Source organism: Streptomyces sp. NPDC002676 (assembly GCF_053592455.1).
The window spans coordinates 205,670-226,164 of the sequence record NZ_JBSFVT010000002.1 but is presented as its reverse complement, the minus strand read 5'-3'; the positions used below and the strand labels follow the sequence as shown (position 1 = coordinate 226,164).

Sequence of the window (20,495 nt, the reverse complement as noted above, 5' to 3'; positions counted from 1 at the left end):
CATCATGAAAAAGAGCGCCTTCGGCATCACCGCCGCCCTCGCCACCGCCCTTGCCGCCGTGGCCGTCCTCGCGGGGGTCTTGCCCGACCTCCGCCGCTACCTGCGCATCAGCCGGATGTGAGCCCCCTGAGGCGCGGCTGTACGTAGGGTCTGCCCTACCTCGTGCCCGGGGGCTTGTCGGAGTGTCCGAGGCCGGCCGTGCGTGATCCGCTGTTCGCACGTGAAATCTGCGAGAGAGGGCGGAAAGTTGAAGGCTCGGATCGGCTACGTCGCGTGGGTCGCGGGTGTATCGCAGTTCTTTGTGGCCCACGGGATCGTCGAGTCGGCCTGGAGCAGGCCATACAGTTGGGCGCGGAACAACATCAGCGACTTGGGTAACGCTCACTGCGCCATGCAGTCGGAACCCGAACCACGCTATGTCTGCTCGCCCGAACACGGCCTGATGAACGCCTCGTTCGTCGCTTTGGGAACGCTCCTCGTGGTCGGTGTCGTCTTCGCCGGGGCTCTGTGGCGCAGAGGCGCGACCGCGATCGTGGCCCGGTGCCTGTTGGCCTGCGCCGGAGTGGGATTCGTGTTGGCCGGGCTGGCACCCGCGGACGTCCACGAGAACCAGCATGTCCTGGGTGCGCTGCTCATCATGGCCATGGGCAACATCGGCCTTGTGCTGACGGGAGTTGGTCTGGCGGACGATGTGCCGAGTCCGCTGCGCTCGGCGACCAGCCTGCTGGGAGCAATCGCGATCACGTCCTTCGGGCTCTTTCTCTCCCACCGCTATCTCGGACTCGGTATGGGAGGCATGGAGCGGGTAGCGGCGTTTCCCCTCTTGGTGTGGGCGCTGTCCATCGGCGTCCGTGGCCTGTTCCGCCAGGAAACTCGCATGCAAGATGCGCCGGCGAGAAGGGAGAACCTGGCCGCGAATCCATGAACGCGACACGGCCGGTGCGCCCCGGGAAGCGGGGTCGCACCGGCCGTCGTCGTATGACGGGCCTACGAGTGCTGATCAGTCCTTACGGCCCTTGAGGCGCCGTACGTCGAAGGACCGGATGCCGCGTCCGTGGGTGGCGGCGTACAGCTTGCCGTCCGGGCCGAGGCGTAGCTGCATGACGGCCGTGGTGGGCAGGTTGTGGCCCAGGACCAGCCACTTGGTGGCGCCGGCGGGCCGGTAGAAGGTGGCCAGGTCGGTGCCGAGGGCGAGGCCGCCGTTCGGGAGGAGCTTGACCGTGTCGGCGGGGACGTCGGGCAGGTTGGCGGAGATGTCCGTCCAGCTCGTGCCGCCGTCCTTGGACTCGAAGACGTGGCCGATGCCCGCGCCCGGTCCCTCGGTCCACCTGCGGGAGAAGCCGTTGACCGCGACGTACACGTGCTGGGCGTCGGCCGGGTCGATCTCGAAGCCGGAGATGTAGCGGTTCGGGATGGTGCCGTCGACCGGGAGGTTCAGCTGGTGCCAGCCGGTGCCGTCGGCGTTGCCGACCGCGATGCCCCGGGTGAAGCCCTGGTTGTTGCAGGGGCCGCACCAGCCGACGTACACCGTGCCGCCGGAGGACGCCACGGCCGTGGCCACGTGGCCCTCGCCGAGGTCGTAGGCGTTCGTCCACTCCTTGCCGGAGCGGATCGCGTAGCCCTTGGTCTGCACCCACACGTGACGCCCGCCGGCCACCCAGGTGTTGGTGTCCTTGGCGTCGGCGGTGATCGGGGCGATGAAGCGGGCACCCGCGCCGCCGAGGTCCTTGTCCGGAGGGGCGACCTCGTACTCGGTGGCCTTGGACGGGTCGGTCGACCAGGAACCGTCGTTCACGCCGCAGTTCTGCGTCACCCACATGTCCAGGTACACGTACTCGGCGGCGATGTTGCAGCCGTTGGCGGGGTCGGTGAGGGTGTCGCCGCCGTCGCCGCCGAAGTTGGAGCCCATGACCTTGTCGTGGCCGCGCAGGATGGACTGGCCGTTGTCCTGGAGGCCGCCGGTCACCGAGACGCCGCCGTAGGTGAGGTCCTTTCCGACGCCCACGGAGTAGTACTGCAAGGCGTCGATGGTGCCGTCGTTGAGGGACTGCCAGTCCTTGGCGTGGCCGCCGGAGTCGACAGCGCCGTTGAGCGGGCGGCGGTAGATGCCGCCGTCGTTGCCGACGTACGCCCAGCTCTTGCCCCGGTAGCTGCCGATCGCGACCGCGTGCTGGTCGGAGTGCGTCGTGGGCGAGCAGTCGCCGGTCTGCTTCGAGGGGTCGATGCTCCAGCAGGGGAAGGGGAAGTTCCAGTACGGGCCCGGGGCCGTCCAGGTCGAGCCGCCGTTCTTGGTCTCGAAGACCTCTTCCAGGCCGAGGTAGACGTGGTCGGCATCGGCCGGGTCGACCTGGAGGAACTGGTTGTACCAGGACTGGATGCCGGGCATGTAGCCCTCGCTCTGGAGGGCGGATCCGGACGCCTTCAGCTTGGTGTAGTCGGCGATCTGCGTCCACGGGCCGAACGGCGAGCCGTTCTTCGACACGTACACGCCCTTGAGCCCGCTGTCCGGGTTGGCAGCCATCTGCGCCGGCGACTGGTCGATGGCGTACAGACGCGAGCCGTCGGCCGCGGCGGCGAAGGTCATGTTACCGACGTCGGCGCTGCTGGTGGGCAGGTCGCCGAGGTCGGCGGCCGGCTTCCAGCTGCCGTCGTCCTGCTTGGCGTACAGCCCGTTGTAGGTGTCGCCGCCGCGCCAGCCGACCGCGAGGAGGACCTTGTCCGGGTCCTTGGGGTCGACGGCGATGTCGTTGGCGATGTTCTTGTACGGCGCGCTCGGGTCGTCCGCCTTCGAACCGCCCGGCAGGTAGTCGGGGTTGGGGGCGAACTCGTGCTTCCACGGCCCGGAGAGGGTGGTGGTGGAGTGCGACCAGACGCCGGTGCTGGTCGCGGCCCAGACCCTGGTGCCGGCGAACCGCAGGGCGTGGATGACGGTGGACTCCAGTTCGGCGCCGCCCACGCGGTCGCCGGGCTGGAACTGGCCGTGGCGCGGGTCCTTCAGGACGTACACGCCCGTGCCGACGAAGGACGTCGCGCCGGTGTTGGACTCACCCGTGGCGTACCAGAGCCGCTTCTCACTGTCGAGGCTGAGGGTGCCGGTCGAGAGGGAGGGCAGTTTGTCGGCGATCGGCTTCCAGTGTCCGCCGCCGGTCGTGGAACGGAAGACGCCGCCGTTGGCACCGCCCGCGTACACATAGCCCTGGTCGTCGGCGGCGATGCCGGTGATGCGGCCGGTGACGTCGCCCGAGCCGCCGCTGGAGTTGGAGTTCAGATCGCGGTAGCGGGGGTCGTCCGAGTTGTACACCTTCTTGGTGACATGGTCCCAGCTGCCGCGCGTGTGCCGCATGGACTGCAACTGCTGCCAGGCCGCCCCGTAGGCGCCGGGCGCCACCACGCCGGGGGCGGTCCGCGCCTCGGTGAACTGGGCCGTGGCCTCGGCGGAGTTCTCTGCCTCGTCGGCACCGTCGTCATCGCCCTCGGACGCGAAGGCGGACATTCCGTGGCCCGCGTGCACCGCCTTGACGTGCTGGCGGCCCATCGCGGCCTGGTGGCGCGCCTGCCAGGGGCGGAGCCTTGTGTCATGCGACGCCGCGAACGACTGGGTGCTCACCAGTCCGAACGCGGCGGCCACGACGGTGCAGGCTATGAACCGTCGCTGGTGTCTTGGGGGCAACATGCCCTCTCCTCCCTGCGCCGGACGTATGGGGGTGTCCCGGCGCAGAGAGGATCTTGGCGTGGCCACAACAGTCACACAAAGGACTCACGGGAAAAAATGGGTGGGTGTTTACCTCAGGATCCGGCGCGGTCGAACTGCCTGCTTTCGACGAACAACGGCCGTAGGGCGAGGCGGCCGTCGGTGACGAGGCCCTGGTGGTCGCCGAGGAAGTGGCCCCTGGCGTAAGGGGCCTGGAGCCAGCCGAAGACACGGGAGATGCGGCGCTCGGTGGCGTGGTTCTCCGCGCCGCGGGGGAACCTGAGCAGCCAGGCGGCGGTGGGCAGGGTGGTGGTGTTCCCGGGGGTCAGGTAGCGCAGGTCGTAGTAGGTGATCGCGACCGTGCCGCGGGCGTCCACGCTGATGGAGGGCGTGAAGGCAGGCGCGGAGGCAACTGTGTTGACCCGTGTCGGAGCGGACCAGGTACGGCCACCGTCGGTGGAGTGCGTCAGCTCCACGGAGTTGTATGCGCCACGGTTGAAGTCCGAGCCTTCGTAGGCGACATACAGCTCGCCGGTGTGCGGATCGATGGCGACGTTCGGCAGGTCGCCGCCCGCACGCAGGGCCTTGGCCGGGTCGTCGGGGGCGTTGGGGTCGACCTCGTTGACGGCCGTGTCCTTCGCGACGGTGGCGGGCTTGCTCCAGGTGCGGCCCTGGTCGGTCGACTTGACCAACGCGAAGTGCAGGTCGGTGGGCGTGAAGGTGCCGGTCGTGTAGTCGATGTCGTACGTCTGCCAGTCGAAGACGTCGTAGAGGGTGTCGGTGCGCGGGTCGGCGACGCCGGGGTGGACGGGATCGGCGGTGACGGAGTTTTTGTCGTTGCTGAACTCGGCCTGCGTGTCGTCGATCAGGGGGACCGTGTGCCTCCAGGTGCGCCCGCCGTCGTACGACGTCGAGGCGGCCACGGCGTTGCGTGCGCCGGTGGCGTCGAACGCCAGCCCGCTGGCCTGGACCGTGCCGTCCCGGCCGGTGCTCACCCAGCCGTCCGACGCACGCTGGTAGTCGAGCCCGCCTGGCGCGCAGTGTGAGAACGGCAGCGGGGTCTCGGTGAAGTGCCGCCCGTCGTGGGTGTAGGTGGCGGTCAGCCCACGGGCGCCGGCGGACCAGCGGTCCTGCTGGAAGATGCCGACCGCTTTGCGTGAGTCGTGCGGAGAGACGGTGACGTACGGCTCGTCCTCCGCCGAAAGGTAGTTGGTGCCGGTCCCGTCACCGTTGATGTCGCAGTCGGCGTAAGGGCCACCCGGTGAGACCAGGTGGACTGGCTGGCTGTCGCCCGAGGCTGCGGAACTGCCCGCGGTGGCGACGAGCAGTAACGCTGCCGCGGTGGCTATGAAAGACGCCCTTGTACGTGTGCGCACGGCGATTCCCCCAACTCCGCTGATGACGGTTCGTCTTGGGCTGTGCTGGCGCAGGTGCGGTTTCGTGACACCCGGCCATCACAATCCCTGCAGGCCCTTGACCAGCACGGAAAGGCCGCCGGTCAGTGCCAGGACGAGGATGAGCCGCCGAACCCACTGCTCCGGCATCCTCGGCGCGAGCGCCCTGCCGATGAGGGCGCCCGCCACCATGGCGACCGTGGCCACCGTCCACGCGGTCCCGCTCAGCTTCGGCACCCCGTTGGCGGCGACCGAGAACACGTTCACCACGATCCCGTAAAATTGCGCGTTCGGTACAAATTCCCGTACCGGCCAGCCCGCATTCACCGCATACAGGGAATACGGTGGCCCGCCCACGCCGGCCGCGGAATTCATGAAGCCGCCCACGGCGCCCGCGGTCACTGCCCCCCTCGTTCCCCTCAGAGCGCGTATGCGCACGCCTCCCATCACGAAAACCACCGCTGCGGTCACGAGAACGCCCACGCCTGCCAGCAGTACGGGTTCGGGTAGTCGGGCGGCCACCCATGAACCCGCGGGCACGGTACACGCGGAAGCGATGACCAGGGGAAACATTGCGCCGAGTCGCACTCGCCTCCAGCCCGCGGTGAGTCCCACCACGCTGATGACGCCGGCCGCGCAATTCGCCAGCACCACCCCCTGGGCGGGCCCGAGCACCAGAACGAGCGCGGGCACCGCGATGAGTGCGAACCCCATTCCCGTAAGCCACTGCACGGATGCGCCCAATACAACGATGCCACCCAGCAGCAGCTCGGCCGTCACAGCGCTCGCCACAGACGCCCCCCGAATATCCGGCATGATCTTCGCCATCCTCTGGTCAGGACGTGCGAGAGATCAATGGCCCGTCAGGTGATCGCGGACGTTGTCCCCGACCAGCACGATCGGCGCGAGGTGTCAGGCCGCTGCGCGCCCGGCTGGGCAGCACGTGGTGATCACCGTGGTCCGGTGGTCTGACGTGACTGGTTGTATTTCCCTTCGCCTCGTCGGCGGGCGAGGTACCAGCGTCGGCCGGTGGCGAAGGCGCGCCGTGCCGTGCGTACGGCAGCGATTTGGGTGGCAAGGTGAAGCTGGTAGTGCCAGGGGTTCTGGCCACCGTGGCGTACCGACATGGCGTGTGCGAACGCGACAGCATCGCGGTCGATGTACTGGTCCAGGTGCTCGAACCACGCCATGCTCGTACGCGCGGCCGCCTGCACCGTGTGGAGTTCCGCGCGGCGATGGCGGTCGTACTCCCGCAGCGCGTCCTCCACGTGAAGGTATTCGCTCAGGCTGTGTGCGAGGACGATCGCGTCGATGATCGCCAGTCTGGTGCCCGACCCCAACGTGAAGTGGGTGGTGTGTGCAGCATCGCCGACGAGCACCGTCGTCCCGTGGTACCAGGTCTTGTTGGTCACGTGCGAGAAGCGCTGCCAATGCGCTGGTGCACCCCGTGATCGGCTGAGCAGGCGGTGGCCGTCGAGTGGGCGTTTGAAGATGTCCTCCAGCAGCCGCACTCCCTGGTCGGGGGCGAGCACGTCGAGTCCCAGACCGTGCCAGGTTTGCGGTGAGCATTCAACGATGCAGGTGCTGATTCCCGCGACCGAGGGATAGGCGTGAAACCAGATCCATCCGGCCGAGGTCCGCTCGAAGCTGAACACGAAACTGCGGAACGCCTGGTCCGTGCCGAGCCAGATGTAGGGATTGAGACCGACATCGATGCGTGTTCCGAATGCTTCGTCGTGTTCCCGAATCCGGCTGTGCGCACCGTCGGCGGCAACGAGGAGGTCCGCCTCGGGAAGTGTGGAGAGGGCCGCAACGTGGTGGCCGTACTGGATGTCGACGCCGAGCTGTGATGCACGCCGAGCCAGGACGTCGAGCAGTGCCGATCGGCTCATGCTGTATCCGTAACCCCCGAAGTACGCCGTCTGCTCGCCGTACGAGCCGTGCACACGCACCTCCTGGTCCTGCCACAGCACAGACCTGGCGGCGACCTCCCGCGCGCTTTCCGGATCGTTGCGATAGAGGACGTCCAGCAGGTCGTCCCAGTACACGACACCCCAGCCGTAGGTGGCCGCGGGCGGGTCACGGTCGAACACGGTGATCTCGTGTCCGGCATCGCGCAACTTGGCCGAGATCGCGAAATACAACCCTGCGGGCCCCGCACCGACGCACACGATCCTCACCGCTACACACCACCCCGGCTACGGGTCGGATGGGAGGCCTGCTGTTCCAGACGGGTCCGGATGCCCGAGATGTTCGGGCATCCGGGTGCAGTGCTCACAGAACTGCTGCATGTTGATCGAGGACTTACTGCGCTGGAGCGTCAGTATCCATGCCCACCGCCGCCGCCACCGCCGCCGCCGTAGCCGCCGCCACCGCCGCCGTAGCCGCCGCCACCGCCGTGGTCACCACCACCGCCGTAGCCGCCGTGGTCACCACCGCCGTAGCCGCTGTGGTCACCGCCGCCGTAGCCGCCGTGGTCACCGCCGCCGTAGCCGCCGTGGTCACCGCCGTAGCCGCCGCCCCAGCCGTCACTGGAGTGGCCACCGTCTCCCCAACCCCAGCCGTCATTGGAGTGGTCGTGGTCTCCCCAGCCCCAGCCCCAGCCGTCATCCGAGTGGCAGCGGTGTCCCCAGCCCCAGCCGTCATCCGAGTGGCAGCGGTGTCCCCAACCCCAGCCGTCATCCCAACAACAGCTGTTGTCGTGAGAGGAAACAGAGGCGACGTGGGACGACGAGGGGGAAGCGGCAGCGCTGGCAGCGCCGGCTCCGGCCGCGATGGCAAGGATGGGTGCCGTGCAAACCACAGCGGCTATGCGCCGCATCCTGGTCGTAGTCGCGCGCATGACATATGCCCCTTCCGGGGGTCGAAACAGGGATCTCGGGCGCTCACACAAAAACGCCCGGGCGCGCCAGATCCTGCGCGCGGGTCTGGCGTGCGGTGATCCACCCGCGGAAGCGCCGAACAACGTCGTAGCGGTTTCCTGGCGGGCTTGCGAGATCTTACTATTGAGTACAGATGGGCGATACAGTACGAAACGCCCCGTTTCGTCAAGATAGGCTCACTTCTCGGGCAAAGTCAACGGGTGTACCAGTGGCTCACAAGGGAGGCATGCGGTGGTTACTCCCAGGCCGCAGAACGGCCGTCAGAACCCTTTGGCTCCTGAGTGCGCCCAGCCCGACCCCATCGCGCCTGATTCCCGGCGGCGCCGCCGGGAATCCCACGAAGCGGTGCTCCGAGGCACTAAGGACCTACTCGGCGAGGTCGGATATCAGCGGCTTTCCTTCGAAGGCATCGCACGGCGGGCCGGAGTCAGCAAGGCCACCATCTATCGGTGGTGGCCGAACAAGGCCGCGCTGGTGATCGAGGCCCTCAGTGGGGAAGTCCCCCTACCTCCGATCCGCGAGACGGGCGACCTGGAAGCAGACCTGCGCACCGCCGTCCGGCTCACCATCGAGCTCGTCTCCGCCATGCCCACGTGCCTGATCCTCCCGGCTCTTCTCGCCGATGTGATCGAGGATCCCACCGGTACCGGAGCCTTCGCCGAGCTCATCGAACCCCGCCGTGCGTCGGTCGTGAAACTGCTGGAGCGAGCCCGTCTCGAAGGTCGGTTGCCGCCGGACACCGATACATCACTGATGGTCGACGTCTACTCCGGAACCGTCGTCTACCTGGCCGCGGTGAACCGCGAAGCGCCGGGCGAGGCGGTGGTGGACCAGATCGTCAGCCTCCTCCTGCACGGTCACCTCCCAGTGTCGAAGGGACTTGCGCTCAGAGGTCCTGGCAATGGCGCTGAACATGCCGGTAGGTGATCAGTCGGGTGGCGAGGCCGGGGAATCGGGGATCTTGTCGAGGGACGTCCAATGTCCGACATCTTGCTGGGGGTCCGGAGGACGCTGGACGCCAACCCCGGCAAACACGGTGTTACGGGTGCCGGGCGGATGCTGTTGTGCTGCGAGGGAGCCCCAAGGCCGCCTTGGCCTGTCGGGTGCGTTCGTCGGCGAGTACTTCCGTCCGGCCCGCTTCGACGGCGTCGAAAGCCTGTTGGGCGATGGCTTCCGGTGTGTTTTTGGGGCTGGCGACATGGGCGGCCATGTCCGTGTCGATGTAGCCGCAGTGGACGCCGACGACGAGGACGCCGGTGTCGTGGAGTTCGTCGCGGATCCCGTTGGTCAGGGCCCAGGCCGCGGCCTTGGAGGCACTGTAGGAGCCCATCGCCGGGTTGGTGAACCAGCTCGCGATGGACAGCACGTTGACGATGGCGCCGGGCGCGTTGCCGATGAGCAGCGGTGCGAAGGCGCGGCACATGGCGAGCGTGCCGAAGTAGTTGACTTCCATCTCGGTGCGGGCGGCATCCAGGTCGGTTGCGGCCAGCAGGGGGCTGTCGGTCAGGACCCCGGCGTTGTTGACCAGCACGGTCACATCCGCGCACGTCTCGGCCGCTGCGGCCACCTGGGTGGGATCGGTGACGTCGAGGCGGACCGGAGTCACGCCGGCCTCCACGACCGACCGCGGGTCCCGGGCCCCGCCATAGACGCGCCGGGCGCCGCGTCGCAGAAGCATCCGGGCCATCGTCTGCCCGAGCCCGCGGTTGGCGCCGGTCACGAGCGCCGTTGCCCCATGGATCTGCATGCCGTCACCCTTCGCTGCGCGGCCGAATTCAGCGGCTTCCCGATCACCTAGTGGACCACTTGAGATGGACGGCGGTCTCCTGGAACCCCAGACCGTGATAGAAGTCGGCCGCCCTGCGGGTCGGCACGGACCCTGGCCTTCGGCATCCTGCGCATGTCCGTGGACACCTCGGGCCTGAAGCTGCGCACGGTCAACGACGAGCCGCTCGGTGTCGTACTGTCCGGCCGTCACCCCCTCGCCGGCCGACCGGAACTGACCTGGCCCGAACTGCGCGGCCGGCGATTGCTGTGGTTTCCGTCGGAACGCGCCCCCGGCTACGTGGCCTCTGTGCTCACGCGCCTGCGCGAGCACGGCTGGACCCCTGACACGGTTGCCGACGATCAGGGCAGCCATACGCTGTTCCGCCATCGGCTCATCGGTGAGGATGATCTGGTCGCGCTCCGGCCCCGGAGCAGCTCGGCCGGAGATCCGGACCTCGTCTGGCGCCCTGTCGGTCCGGAACCGCCTCATGAACGGCTGGTGCTGGCCGCGACTGCCGGCACCCCCTGGGGCTGACACCCGCGGCCCTGGACCCTCAGCTTCCCGAATTGAGAGTTCCAGAGGTGCACGGGTACCGGTGCTCTCGCGGCTGCACCGAACGGACGACACCGTCGTGCCCCTCCGGCGTGCCGGTCCGCCGCCCGCTCCCGGACCGTCCTGTAATGGCGCCGATCCCCTGGCTCGAGGACGGAGACCGATGCACGAGATGTCCGTCGCGCTCGCCGTGGTCGAGCAGGTCGAGGCGGCGGCACGTTCCCGCCGGGCCACCGGCGTCAGCAGCATTCGCCTGGACGTCGGCGAACTGGCCGGCGTCGTCCCCGACTCGCTCGCCTTCTGCTTCGAACTGGCCTCAGCGGGCACTGTCGTCGCGGGCGCCGAGCTGATCACCCACACCGTGCCCGGCACGGCCCGCTGCGAGCCGTGCTCCCAGAACTGGGCGGTCGGCATGCCGCCCCGACTGCTCTGCCCCGGCTGCGGCACTGCCGCCGTCGAGCTCGTCTCCGGTCGCGAACTGCACATCCGCGAGGTCCGTTGGGCGGCCGGACCCACCGACCCTGCCGAGACCGGCGACCGTATCCGCCAACCTGCCTACGAGGAGAGCTGAACATGTGCCGAGCAGTCGACCTCCAGCGGGCGGTCCTCGCCAAGAACGACGCCGCGGCCCGGATCCTGCGCTCCGAACTCACCGACCGCGGCACCACGGTCGTCAACCTGCTTTCCAGCCCCGGGAGCGGCAAGACCGCCCTCCTGGAGCGCGAGCTGCGCCTCGCGCGCGAACAGGGTGTCAGCACGGCAGCGATCACTGCCGACCTGGCCACCGAGAACGACGCCGAACGCCTGGCCCGCGCCGGCGTCCCGGTCAAGCAGGTGCTGACCGACGGCCTGTGCCATCTGGAAGCCGACATGGTCGCCCGGCACCTGCACGACTGGCTGCCCGAGCCCACCCGGCTGCTGTTCGTCGAGAACGTCGGCAACCTCGTCTGCCCCGCCGGCTACGACCTCGGCGAGTCCCTGCGCGTCGTACTCGCCTCGGTCACCGAAGGGGAGGACAAGCCGCTGAAGTACCCCACGGCGTTCGGCCTCGCCCACCTGGTGATCGTCACCAAGGCCGACCTGGCCGAACCCGCCGAGTTCGACGAGACGGCCTTCCGCCGGAACGTGGAGCAGGTCAACCCCGGCGTCGAGGTCGCTCTCAGCTCCGTGCGTGACGACCGGGGCGCCGGACTGCTCCTCCAGCGGGCCCTGGCCGTTGCCCAGGGCTCCCGCGTCCACGCCCCGGTGATGGCCCGGGCCGGCGCATGACCGCAGCCCCACCAGGCCCCTCCGCACCGGCTGCGCCACAGGAGCGGGCGCAATCCGCGGCATCGCAGCGTCCGGCCGCCGCGGCCGCCCCGCGGCGCAGCCGGGTCCTCGTGCGGGGTGTCGTCCAAGGAGTCGGGTTCCGGCCCTACCTCTACGCCCTGGCAACCGGGCTGCGCCTGTCCGGACATGTCACCAACACGGCGGACGGAGTCGTCGCGGAGGTCGAGGGTGCCGCCGGGGACGTCGCGGACTTCTGCGCTCGCATCGCCCCCGAGGCACCGCCCCTGGCTCGCGTGGAGTCCGTCGAGACCCTGGACGTCGCCGCCACCGGAGGCAGCGGCTTCACCATCGTGCCCTCCCAGGAGGGCGGCGCCGTGCACACGCTCGTCCCGCCCGACACGGCCACCTGCGACGACTGCCTCGCCGAACTCGCCGATCCCGCCGACCGGCGACACCTGCACCCCTTCATCACCTGCACCCACTGCGGACCCCGCTTCACCATCGTCACCGGCCTGCCCTACGACCGCGTCCACACGACCATGGCCGGCTTCCCCCTCTGCCCGGAGTGCGCACGGGAGTACGAGGACCCGGCGGACCGGCGCTTCCACGCCCAGCCGGTCGCCTGCCACCGCTGCGGCCCCCGACTGCGCCTGATCACGGCCCTCGACGGTCCCGCACGCCCACCGGCACCCGGCACGGACACCGATCCGCTCGCCGAGGCGCGACGGATGCTCGCGGACGGCGCGATCCTCGCCGTGAAGGGCCTCGGCGGCTACCACCTGGCCTGCGATGCGACCGACCCCGCGGCCGTGGCCGAACTGCGCCGCCGCAAGGCACGCGGCGACAAACCCTTCGCGCTGATGGCCGCCGAACTCGCCGACATCGAACCGCTGGTGCACCTCGGCCCCCTCGAGCGCGAGCTTCTCACCGGCCCCGTCCGCCCCGTGGTCCTGCTGCGCCGCCGCGAGGACGCCGTGCCGCACCCGGGCGCCGCCCCGGCACCCGCCGTCGCCCCGGGCAGCCCCGACCTCGGCTTCATGCTGCCCTACACCCCGGTGCACCACCTGCTCCTGGGCCTCGGCGCACCGGAGGGCGAGGGACCGCGACTGCTCGTCATGACCAGCGGCAACCTCTCGGGCGAACCCATCGTCACCGACGATACGGAGGCACTGCGCCGGCTCGCCGGCCTGGCCGACGCATGGCTGCTGCACGACCGGCCCATCCACGTCCCCTGCGACGACTCCGTCGTCCGCGTCTGCGACGGGGAGCAGCTGACCCTGCGCCGCTCTCGCGGATACGCCCCCCTGCCGGTGACCCTTCCGGTCGACGTAGCCCCCGCTCTCGCCGTGGGCGGCGACCTCAAGAACACCTTCTGCCTCGGCGAGGGCCGCAAAGCCTGGCTGTCCGCCCACATCGGCGACATGGACGACCTCGCCACCCAGCTCGCTCTGGCCTCCGCCGAGCAGCAGCTGGAATCCGTCACGGGAGTGCGGCCCGCCCTGCTCGCCACCGACCGCCACCCCGCCTACCGCTCCGCGAACTGGGCCAGGCGCCACGCGGGCGGGCGGCCCGTCGTCCCCGTCCAGCACCACCACGCGCACATCGCCGCCGCCATGGCCGAGAACGGTCTCGACGGCACTCGTCCGGTGCTCGGCGTCGCCTTCGACGGCACCGGCTACGGCCTCGACGGCGCCGTCTGGGGCGGGGAGTTCCTTCTCGCCGACTACGGCGGCTTCTCCCGGTTCGCCCACCTCGCCTACGTACCGCTGCCCGGCGGCGACGCGGCCGTACGACGCCCTTACCGCATGGCCCTCGCCCACCTCGCTGCCGCCGGAATGCCGGCCGACCCCGCACTGCCCTGCACCGGCGTCTGCCCGCCCGACGAACTCCGGCTCCTGCAACAGCAGCTGGAGCGAGGTGTGAACTGCGTGCCGACCTCCAGCATGGGCCGCCTGTTCGACGCGGTCTCCTCCCTCGCGGGCATCCGGCACCACGCCGGATACGAGGCGCAGGCCGCGATCGAGCTGGAAGCCGCCGCCCTGCGCGCACCGGACACCGAGCACGACCCCCGCTACGGCTTCCGGCTCGACGCGCGCCGACCCGGCGACCCGCTCACCGCCGACCCCGCGCCCCTGCTGGCCGCGGTAGTCGACGACGTACGCGGCGGCACCCCCGCCGCCGTCGTCGCGGCGCGCTTCCACCGAGCCGTGGCATGCCTGGTGCGCGAGGTCTGCGCGGTTGCGCGGGACGAACTCGGCGTGGAGACAGTGGCGTTGACCGGGGGAGTGTTCGTCAATGGTGTGTTGTCGACAGCCTGCGCGCGGGGGCTGCGCCGGGACGGGTTCACCGTGCTGCGCCATTGCCTGATCCCGCCCAACGACGGCGGGCTGGCCCTCGGACAGCTCGTCGTGGCGGCCCGTGCCACCGCCGTGGAAGCGCCCGGCGAGGCGCCAGGACAGCGACAGTGAGGAGACCCGTATGTGTCTGGCGGTACCCGGGCGGGTGCTGGACGTGGAGGACCGGGACGGAACCCGGATGGCCACCGTCGACTTCGGCGGTGTGGTCAAGGAGGTGTGCCTGGAGTACCTGCCGGACCTGAAGGTCGGCGAGTACGCCATCGTGCACGTGGGGTTCGCCCTTCAGCGGCTCGACGAGGAGTCGGCCAAGAGGACGCTGGAGCTGTTCGAAACCCTCGGCCTGCTCCAGGAAGAGTTCGGCGACCCGTGGGACACGGCCGCCGAGGCGGCGGAGAGCGAGGGGCAGGCGCAGGACAGCGTCGCCGGAGAGGTGCGGCCGTGAAGTACATCGACGAGTTCCAGAACCCCGAGCTGGCGCGGCGGCTGCTCGACGAGATCCGTGCGACGGTGACCCGGCCCTGGGCGCTGATGGAGGTCTGCGGCGGACAGACCCATAGCATCATCCGTCATGGGATCGACCAACTCCTCCCTGCCGAAATCGAGTTGATCCACGGTCCGGGCTGTCCGGTCTGTGTCACGCCGCTGGAGATCATCGACAAGGCCCTGGAGATCGCCTCCCGCCCCGGAGTGATCTTCTGCTCGTTCGGGGACATGCTCCGCGTACCCGGCACGGGCCGCGACCTCTTCCAGGTGCGCGGGCAGGGCGGCGACGTCAGGGTGGTCTACTCTCCGCTCGACGCGCTGCGGATCGCCGAGCAGAACCCGGACCGTGAGGTGGTGTTCTTCGGCATCGGCTTCGAGACCACGGCCCCGCCCAATGCGATGACGGTCCATCAGGCACGCAAGCGGGGCATCCGGAACTTCAGCCTGCTCGTCTCCCACGTACGCGTCCCCCCGGCGATCGAGGCGATCATGCGGTCCCCGGACTGCCGCGTCCAGGGCTTCCTCGCAGCCGGCCATGTCTGCAGCGTGATGGGCACGGCGGAGTACCCGGAGCTCGCGCGAAGACACCAAGTGCCGATCGTCGTCACCGGCTTCGAGCCGCTGGACATCCTCGAGGGCGTACGCCTGACCGTGCTCCAGCTGGAACGGGGCGAGCACACGGTCGAAAACGCCTATCCGCGAGCCGTGCCGGCCGAGGGAAATCCGGCCGCGCAGGCGATGCTGAGCGACGTCTTCGAGGTCACCGACCGGGCGTGGCGGGGCATCGGCGTGATCCCGGACAGCGGCTGGCGACTGTCCGACCGATACCGTGACCACGACGCCGAGCACCGTTTCTCCGTCGAGGGCATCGACACCCGGGAACCCGCCGAGTGCCGCAGCGGCGAGGTCCTCCAGGGCCTGCTGAAACCGAACCAGTGCGAGGCATTCGGCACCACGTGCACACCCCGGTCCCCGCTCGGCGCCACGATGGTGTCCAGCGAAGGCGCCTGCGCCGCCTACTACCTCTACCGGCGGCTCGATTCGGGAACCCCGGGACAGCGGCTCCCTGCCGTGAACAGCGCCTCCCTCGGCACCCCGTCCTCGACCGCCGCTTCCCGGGAGGGCAGCCCCGTTGCCTGACACCGCAACCCCCACCAGCACCGTCAGCGCTTCCGCCTCGGAACGAGCGCCCGACATGCTCGCCTGGACCTGCCCGGCACCGCTGCGGGACCAGTCCCGGATCGTGATGGGCCACGGCGGCGGCGGAGCCCTGTCCGCCGAGCTGATCGAGCACCTCTTCGCGCCGGCCTTCGGCGGACCGGCCCTCTCGCACACCACGGACGCGGCCGAACTCCGGATCGGCGGCGCCCGCCTGGCGTTCTCCACGGACAGCTTCGTGGTGCGCCCGCTGTTCTTCCCGGGCGGGAGCATCGGCGACCTCGCCGTCAACGGCACCGTGAACGACCTCGCCATGAGCGGAGCCAGGGCGAGCCACCTCTCCTGCGGCTTCATCCTGGAGGAGGGCGTGGAGACCGACACCGTCGCCCGCGTCGCGAACGCCCTCGGTGCGGCGGCGCGCACGGCGGGCGTAGAGGTCGTCACCGGGGACACCAAGGTCGTGGAGGCCGGTCACGGGGACGGCATCTACGTCAACACATCCGGAATCGGACTGATCCCCGAGGGAGTCGATCTGCGTCCGCAGCGGGTGGTGCCCGGTGACGTGGTGATCGTCAGCGGTCCCATCGGTGTGCACGGTGTGGCGATCATGAGCGTGCGCGAGGGTCTCGAGTTCGGTGTCGAGATCGAGAGCGACTGCGCGCCGCTCGGCGGCCTCGTCGAGGCGATGCTCGCCGTGACACCGGACGTGCATGTGATGCGCGACCCCACACGCGGGGGCCTGGCCGCCTCGCTCAACGAGATCGCGGCAGCATCGGGCACCGGCGTGGTCCTCAACGAACGGTCGGTGCCGGTTCCCGACGCGGTGGCCAACGCGTGCGCGGTACTCGGACTCGACCCCATGTACGTGGCGAACGAGGGCAAGCTCGTGGCCTTCGTCCCGCGCGACCGGGCGGACGCCGTGCTGGCCGCGATGCGCGCGCACCCCATGGGTGCCGGCGCGGCGGTGATCGGCGAGGCGGTCGAGGCGCACCCGGGCATGGTGGTCGCCCGTACCGGTCTCGGCGGCACCCGCGTCGTGGACATGCCGCTCGGTGAGCAGCTGCCGCGGATCTGCTGAGGTCAGCCCCGGGGGCCGCGCCGCTCTCGCGCGGTGTCGAGGGTCCACGTGTGGGTGCAGTTCGGGCACTGCAGGTGGACCCGGGGCCCCTTGTTCGCGATCAGATAGCGCCAGTGCGTCCGACAGTTGCGGCCGTCCAGACAGGTCTCGCAGTCGCGGGCGTCGTCGCACCCCGGGCAGGCGACCCAGGCGCGCCGGGCCGGGTCGGCGTGGGGGTCAATCGGAAGACGCACGGCCCGGCTCCTGACCGGGCAGTACGCCCGCCGCCACCAGCATGCTGTGAATCCGCTGCTGCTCGGCGTCGAGGCCGGAGTAGAGCAGAGCGTACGCGGCCTCCTCGGAGCGCAGGACCTCCACGGGGTCCCAGTCGGACCCGAGCGCGGCCACGACCTCGGCCCGGCGCCGGGCCTCCTCGGCGGTGAGGTCGATCGTGAAGGTGAGGTGGTCGGGATCGGGGTCCTGGATCATGGGGGCACTTTCGGACGAAATCGAACTGATTCCGCCACGTGTACCAGAGCGGGCACTGAAGGGGGAAGGGTGCGGAAGCCGAGTGGACATCACTGCCCCGTCGACCTGACGCAGGGCACAATCCTCGCAAATACGGCACCCCGATGCGCGTATAAGGTGCATTCCGCCATATTCCAGCTCGGACGCCGAGGCCGGACACGGGCCCCTGTGTGGCCAAGCTCATGCCCCTGGGGAACATGTCAGGGATTTGTCCAGGCTCCCGGAGTATCGGTCAGCGCGGACACATCGGCGGGTAGCTGGGCCGACGCGACATCGGCGAGCGAGACGCGCTCGAGGATCTCGCGCACGTTGCACCGCAACGCGATCCACAGGGGGAGCAGCGACTCGGCGGGACCGGTGTAGGACAGGTCCGGCGGGCGGACCCCGCGCACCGAGACCAGTGGTCCGTCCACGATGCGGATGACATCTGCGACGCTGATCGACTCCGCGGACCTGGCCAGCCGGTAGCCGCCGTTGCCGCCGCGCTGGCTGAGCACGAGACCGCCACGGCGCATGTCGTTCAGGATGCCTTCGAGATACTTGTGCGGGATGTCCTGGGCCTCGGCGATGGCCTCGGCCTTCAGGGGACCGCCGTCTGGTGACGCGGCGAGCTGCAGCGCGGCACGTACCGCGTAGTCCGCCCTGGCTGAGATCCGCATGCGCACATTATCCCGTACGGCTCCGAAGGTGTGCCGGGTCAAGCGGGCAAGGTGAACGGCGGGTGGGCGCCGTTGAGGAAGTAGTCCCCGACGTCGCGGAGTTGGTGGGCGACCGGCTCGTACAACGTGTGAGTCCGGGCATTGCGCCAGAAGCGGTCGAAGCCCAGCCGTGCGGAGGTGGAGCGGGCGCCGATGGTGTCCAGAGCGCGGTTGGTGGACTCCTGCACGGCCCTGGAGGCGGCGGCTTCGGCCATGGCTGCGAGGGCGGAGATGTCCGCGCACTCGTCGTAGGTGAGGTCCTCGCCGCGTACCAGCCCGCCGCGCACGGCTTCCAGGGCTTGATCGGCGAGTGCGGACGCCGAGCGGGTGAGGACGGTGATTTCTCCATAGGCGGCCGGCAGTTGCGGGTCTTGGGGAGTGCCCACCGGCCAGGCGCGGCGCCAGGGTGCGTGACCTGTCCTGCTGTACTCACGGGCCTCGGCGAGCACTCCCTCGGCTATGCCGAGCAGCAACTGGACGGAGACGAGACGTCCGACCGGAGACGCCAGGGCGGCCAGGGGGGACAGGCTGTCGTCGTCCGCTGCCAGGGAGCCGAGCACGTCGTCGGCGGCGACCGGTACGGCGTCGAAATCCACGCTTCCGCCGGCCGCGAGCCGCCGGCCGAACGCGTCGGCGCCGCCGTCGATCCGCACGCCGTGACGGGCGGGATCCACAACTACGGCGAGGGGTTCACCGGTGTCGGCCCGCACGGCCCGCACAGCAAGGCGGTCGGCGATCAGGACCCCGGTGGCGTAGCTCTGCCGGCCGTCGAGGAACTGGCCACCAGCTGTCCTGGCCAGCGTCAGAGGAGGTTCCTGACGGGCGAAACCACCACCGCAGCACCACTGTTCCTCCGCGGACTGCCGCTCGACCCGCGCGGCGAGAGCCGGCTTGGCGAAGAACCGGGCGCTCCACGAGGTGAAGTAATGACAGCCGAGCAGTTGACCGATCGCACCGTCCGCCGCGGCGATCTCCCGGACCATGGCGTAGGCCGTGGGCCAGTCCGCGCCGCCTCCCCCGGACTCGGCCGGTGTCAGGAGCGTCAGCAGTCCCGCCTCGCGCAGCAGGGACACTTCGTCGAGCGGGACCTTGCCTGCCTGCTCCCTGGCCACCGCGTCCGCGGCCAGGGCGTCCGCCACCTCGCGGCTTCCCTAGTAATTCGATAGGAAAAGTAGGGAAGTTGCTCAGTGCCCATGCGAGGTAGAGCCACAACTCTGGCCCGTCGGCGCTGGACGCGCACAAGGCGGTGACTAGTAGGTGATGAACTCCCGGACCAGTTTTACGAAGTCGTCCGGCTTTTCGAAGAACGCGACGTGACCGGCGTCGATTTCGGCATACGCGCTGCCCGGTATCGCCGCGTGCAGGGCCCGGCTGTGCTCCACGGGCACGGTGGCGTCCTGGGAGCATCCCACCACCAGTGTCGGCGCCTGGATTCGCGGCAGCAGGTGGCGGATGTCCACGCGTAGATCCAGGTCGACATGGCGCAGGGTGCCGGGTGTGGGCGGCATGTTGGGCACGAGCTTCTCGACCTCTTCGCGGCCGATGGCGTTGAGGAAGCCGCGGCTGAAGCCGGTCATGGTGACGCTGCGGCCGAAGCTTTCGGCGTCCACCTGGCCGAGCCGCTGCCACAGGGTGAAGAGGTTCCTCATGTATTCGTCGGCGTCGGTGTGCGCCCAGCCGGCGACCGTGATCAGGCGCCGTACGAGATCGGGCCGGGTGGCTGCGACTGCGGCGACGACAGGTGCGCCCATGGAGAAGCCCAGCAGGTCGACCGGGCCCGTCCCGGCATCCTCGATGACGGCGATGACCTGTTCGGCCAGGCCGTCGATGGTCAGCGGCGCGCCGTCGTCGGTGGTCTGCTCGGTGCCGGACAGGTCGGGTGTGATGACGGTGTGTCGATCGGCGAAGCCGGGCGCGATCTGGCCCCACGTCAGCTCGGCGCCCGCGGAGCCGGTGCCGTGCACCAGGACGAGGGCCGGTCCGGTGCCTGTCACGTCGTAGTGCACCTGAGCGTTTCCTGCGGCGACTGTGGCCATGGTCATCTCTCCCCTGTGGATCGACGCGCCCATTTAGTTGCGGCGCGGAATTTCCGTGGCGCAACTATGCATGGTCGTTATTCCTCATGTCAACTATCCGCAGTGCAAGTACTGCTGCTAGGCTCCAGTCATGCCCGCACCGGATCTCTTCGACGACGCCCGCTTCACTGCGATGGGGCTGCTCCTGGAAGCCCACGACGGGCTGCTCGCCCGGCTGGCGCCCACCCTCGGCGGCCTGTCGGCCCTGGACTTCGATGTCCTGGTACGGCTGAGCCGTTCGCCCGGCCGGCGGCTGCGGCTCAGCGACCTGGCCGCCCAGACCTCCCTCTCGACCAGTGGCGTCACCCGCGTCGTCGACCGCCTGCAGCGCCGCGGCGAGGTCCGGCGCGAGGCCCGCCTCGACGACCGCCGCAGCACCTACGCGGTCCTGACCGACGAGGGCGCAGACCTCTTGGAGCGGATCCTTCCCGGCCATCTCGACGCGATCGAGCACTGGTTCACCGGCCGGCTGACCGCAGAGCAACTCGACGCGCTGAACACCGCGCTGCGCATCGTCCGCGACGCCGTCCATCCGGACGCCGCCGCCCACTGAGCCGACAGGTCCACGACCAGGAGGAGGACG

The 20,495-nt window shown here is 69.7% G+C and carries 21 protein-coding genes and 1 pseudogene; 11 read left to right on the top strand and 11 right to left on the bottom strand.

The features are described 5' to 3' along the window. Positions 1-4: 4 nt before the first annotated feature. Positions 5-121 (top strand): DUF6893 family small protein, encoded by a 117-nt coding sequence (locus ACWD3E_RS08135; RefSeq protein ID WP_451386708.1) that lies wholly within the window; start codon positions 5-7, stop codon positions 119-121. Positions 122-247: 126 nt separating this feature from the next. Beyond that, on the top strand, positions 248-925 hold the full coding sequence (locus ACWD3E_RS08130) for a DUF998 domain-containing protein (protein WP_451386707.1): 678 nt from the start codon (positions 248-250) through the stop codon (positions 923-925). A gap of 75 nt (positions 926-1,000) precedes the next feature. On the opposite strand, the gene ACWD3E_RS08125 is transcribed toward ACWD3E_RS08130, so the two are convergent. From ACWD3E_RS08125 to ACWD3E_RS08105, 5 genes are all read right to left on the bottom strand, one after another. Then, the gene (locus tag ACWD3E_RS08125; protein WP_451386706.1) at positions 1,001-3,673 is read right to left on the bottom strand and encodes a glycosyl hydrolase; all 2,673 of its coding nucleotides are present in this window, start codon (positions 3,671-3,673) and stop codon (positions 1,001-1,003) included. Between the two features lie 113 nt (positions 3,674-3,786). Continuing rightward, positions 3,787-5,067: a sialidase family protein gene (locus tag ACWD3E_RS08120; RefSeq protein WP_451386705.1), complete on the bottom strand. Its 1,281-nt coding sequence runs from the start codon at positions 5,065-5,067 to the stop codon at positions 3,787-3,789. A gap of 78 nt (positions 5,068-5,145) precedes the next feature. Continuing rightward, positions 5,146-5,913: a sulfite exporter TauE/SafE family protein gene (locus ACWD3E_RS08115; RefSeq protein WP_451386704.1), complete on the bottom strand. Its 768-nt coding sequence runs from the start codon at positions 5,911-5,913 to the stop codon at positions 5,146-5,148. Between the two features lie 122 nt (positions 5,914-6,035). Then, positions 6,036-7,265, bottom strand: coding sequence for an FAD-dependent monooxygenase (locus ACWD3E_RS08110; RefSeq protein ID WP_451386703.1), 1,230 nt, complete (start codon positions 7,263-7,265; stop codon positions 6,036-6,038). A gap of 140 nt (positions 7,266-7,405) precedes the next feature. After that, positions 7,406-7,927 (bottom strand): hypothetical protein, encoded by a 522-nt coding sequence (locus ACWD3E_RS08105; RefSeq protein ID WP_451386702.1) that lies wholly within the window; start codon positions 7,925-7,927, stop codon positions 7,406-7,408. A 271-nt stretch (positions 7,928-8,198) separates the two neighbouring features. On the opposite strand from ACWD3E_RS08105, the gene ACWD3E_RS08100 reads away from it, so the two are divergent. Next, positions 8,199-8,894 carry a TetR/AcrR family transcriptional regulator gene (locus ACWD3E_RS08100; RefSeq protein WP_451386701.1) on the top strand — a complete coding sequence of 232 codons (696 nt, stop codon included), beginning with the start codon at positions 8,199-8,201 and terminating at the stop codon, positions 8,892-8,894. Positions 8,895-9,006: 112 nt separating this feature from the next. On the opposite strand, the gene ACWD3E_RS08095 is transcribed toward ACWD3E_RS08100, so the two are convergent. After that, a complete protein-coding gene (locus ACWD3E_RS08095; protein WP_451386700.1) occupies positions 9,007-9,714 on the bottom strand; it encodes an SDR family oxidoreductase in 708 nt (235 codons plus the stop codon). 132 nt (positions 9,715-9,846) lie between these two features. On the opposite strand from ACWD3E_RS08095, the gene ACWD3E_RS08090 reads away from it, so the two are divergent. From ACWD3E_RS08090 to hypE, 7 genes are all read left to right on the top strand, one after another. Further along, a complete protein-coding gene (locus tag ACWD3E_RS08090) occupies positions 9,847-10,269 on the top strand; it encodes a LysR substrate-binding domain-containing protein (protein WP_451387115.1) in 423 nt (140 codons plus the stop codon). 181 nt (positions 10,270-10,450) lie between these two features. Beyond that, complete coding sequence (locus ACWD3E_RS08085; RefSeq protein WP_451386699.1) at positions 10,451-10,858, top strand: hydrogenase maturation nickel metallochaperone HypA/HybF; 408 nt, start codon at positions 10,451-10,453, stop codon at positions 10,856-10,858. Positions 10,859-10,860: 2 nt separating this feature from the next. After that, positions 10,861-11,556: a hydrogenase nickel incorporation protein HypB gene (gene hypB / locus ACWD3E_RS08080; protein ID WP_451353809.1), complete on the top strand. Its 696-nt coding sequence runs from the start codon at positions 10,861-10,863 to the stop codon at positions 11,554-11,556. Further along, positions 11,553-14,024 (top strand): carbamoyltransferase HypF, encoded by a 2,472-nt coding sequence (hypF, locus tag ACWD3E_RS08075; RefSeq protein WP_451386698.1) that lies wholly within the window; start codon positions 11,553-11,555, stop codon positions 14,022-14,024. Before hypB ends, hypF begins: the two co-directional genes overlap by 4 nt. Before the next feature lie 10 nt (positions 14,025-14,034). Beyond that, entirely contained in the window at positions 14,035-14,355 is a 321-nt protein-coding gene (locus ACWD3E_RS08070; RefSeq protein ID WP_451386697.1) for a HypC/HybG/HupF family hydrogenase formation chaperone, read from the top strand. Next, entirely contained in the window at positions 14,352-15,536 is a 1,185-nt protein-coding gene (gene hypD, locus ACWD3E_RS08065; protein ID WP_451386696.1) for a hydrogenase formation protein HypD, read from the top strand. Before ACWD3E_RS08070 ends, hypD begins: the two co-directional genes overlap by 4 nt. Beyond that, on the top strand, positions 15,529-16,632 hold the full coding sequence (hypE, locus tag ACWD3E_RS08060; RefSeq protein WP_451386695.1) for a hydrogenase expression/formation protein HypE: 1,104 nt from the start codon (positions 15,529-15,531) through the stop codon (positions 16,630-16,632). Before hypD ends, hypE begins: the two co-directional genes overlap by 8 nt. Positions 16,633-16,634: 2 nt before the next feature. Here hypE and ACWD3E_RS08055 read toward each other — a convergent pair whose 3' ends face one another. The 5 genes and pseudogenes from ACWD3E_RS08055 to ACWD3E_RS08035 form a co-directional block, all read right to left on the bottom strand. Continuing rightward, a complete protein-coding gene (locus tag ACWD3E_RS08055; protein WP_451386694.1) occupies positions 16,635-16,865 on the bottom strand; it encodes a hypothetical protein in 231 nt (76 codons plus the stop codon). Next, positions 16,849-17,100: a DUF6400 family protein gene (locus tag ACWD3E_RS08050; RefSeq protein WP_451386693.1), complete on the bottom strand. Its 252-nt coding sequence runs from the start codon at positions 17,098-17,100 to the stop codon at positions 16,849-16,851. The genes ACWD3E_RS08055 and ACWD3E_RS08050 overlap by 17 nt, the downstream gene beginning before the upstream one ends. A 239-nt stretch (positions 17,101-17,339) precedes the next feature. Continuing rightward, complete coding sequence (locus ACWD3E_RS08045) at positions 17,340-17,798, bottom strand: RrF2 family transcriptional regulator (protein WP_451386692.1); 459 nt, start codon at positions 17,796-17,798, stop codon at positions 17,340-17,342. A gap of 38 nt (positions 17,799-17,836) precedes the next feature. After that, positions 17,837-18,985: pseudogene (locus ACWD3E_RS08040) on the bottom strand (acyl-CoA dehydrogenase family protein); the annotation flags it as partial. Positions 18,986-19,087: 102 nt separating this feature from the next. Further along, the gene (locus tag ACWD3E_RS08035; protein ID WP_451386691.1) at positions 19,088-19,873 is read right to left on the bottom strand and encodes an alpha/beta fold hydrolase; all 786 of its coding nucleotides are present in this window, start codon (positions 19,871-19,873) and stop codon (positions 19,088-19,090) included. A 130-nt stretch (positions 19,874-20,003) separates the two neighbouring features. Between ACWD3E_RS08035 and ACWD3E_RS08030 the strand changes: the two genes are divergently transcribed. Beyond that, positions 20,004-20,465 carry a MarR family winged helix-turn-helix transcriptional regulator gene (locus tag ACWD3E_RS08030; protein WP_451386690.1) on the top strand — a complete coding sequence of 154 codons (462 nt, stop codon included), beginning with the start codon at positions 20,004-20,006 and terminating at the stop codon, positions 20,463-20,465. The last annotated feature ends 30 nt before the right edge of the window (positions 20,466-20,495 follow it).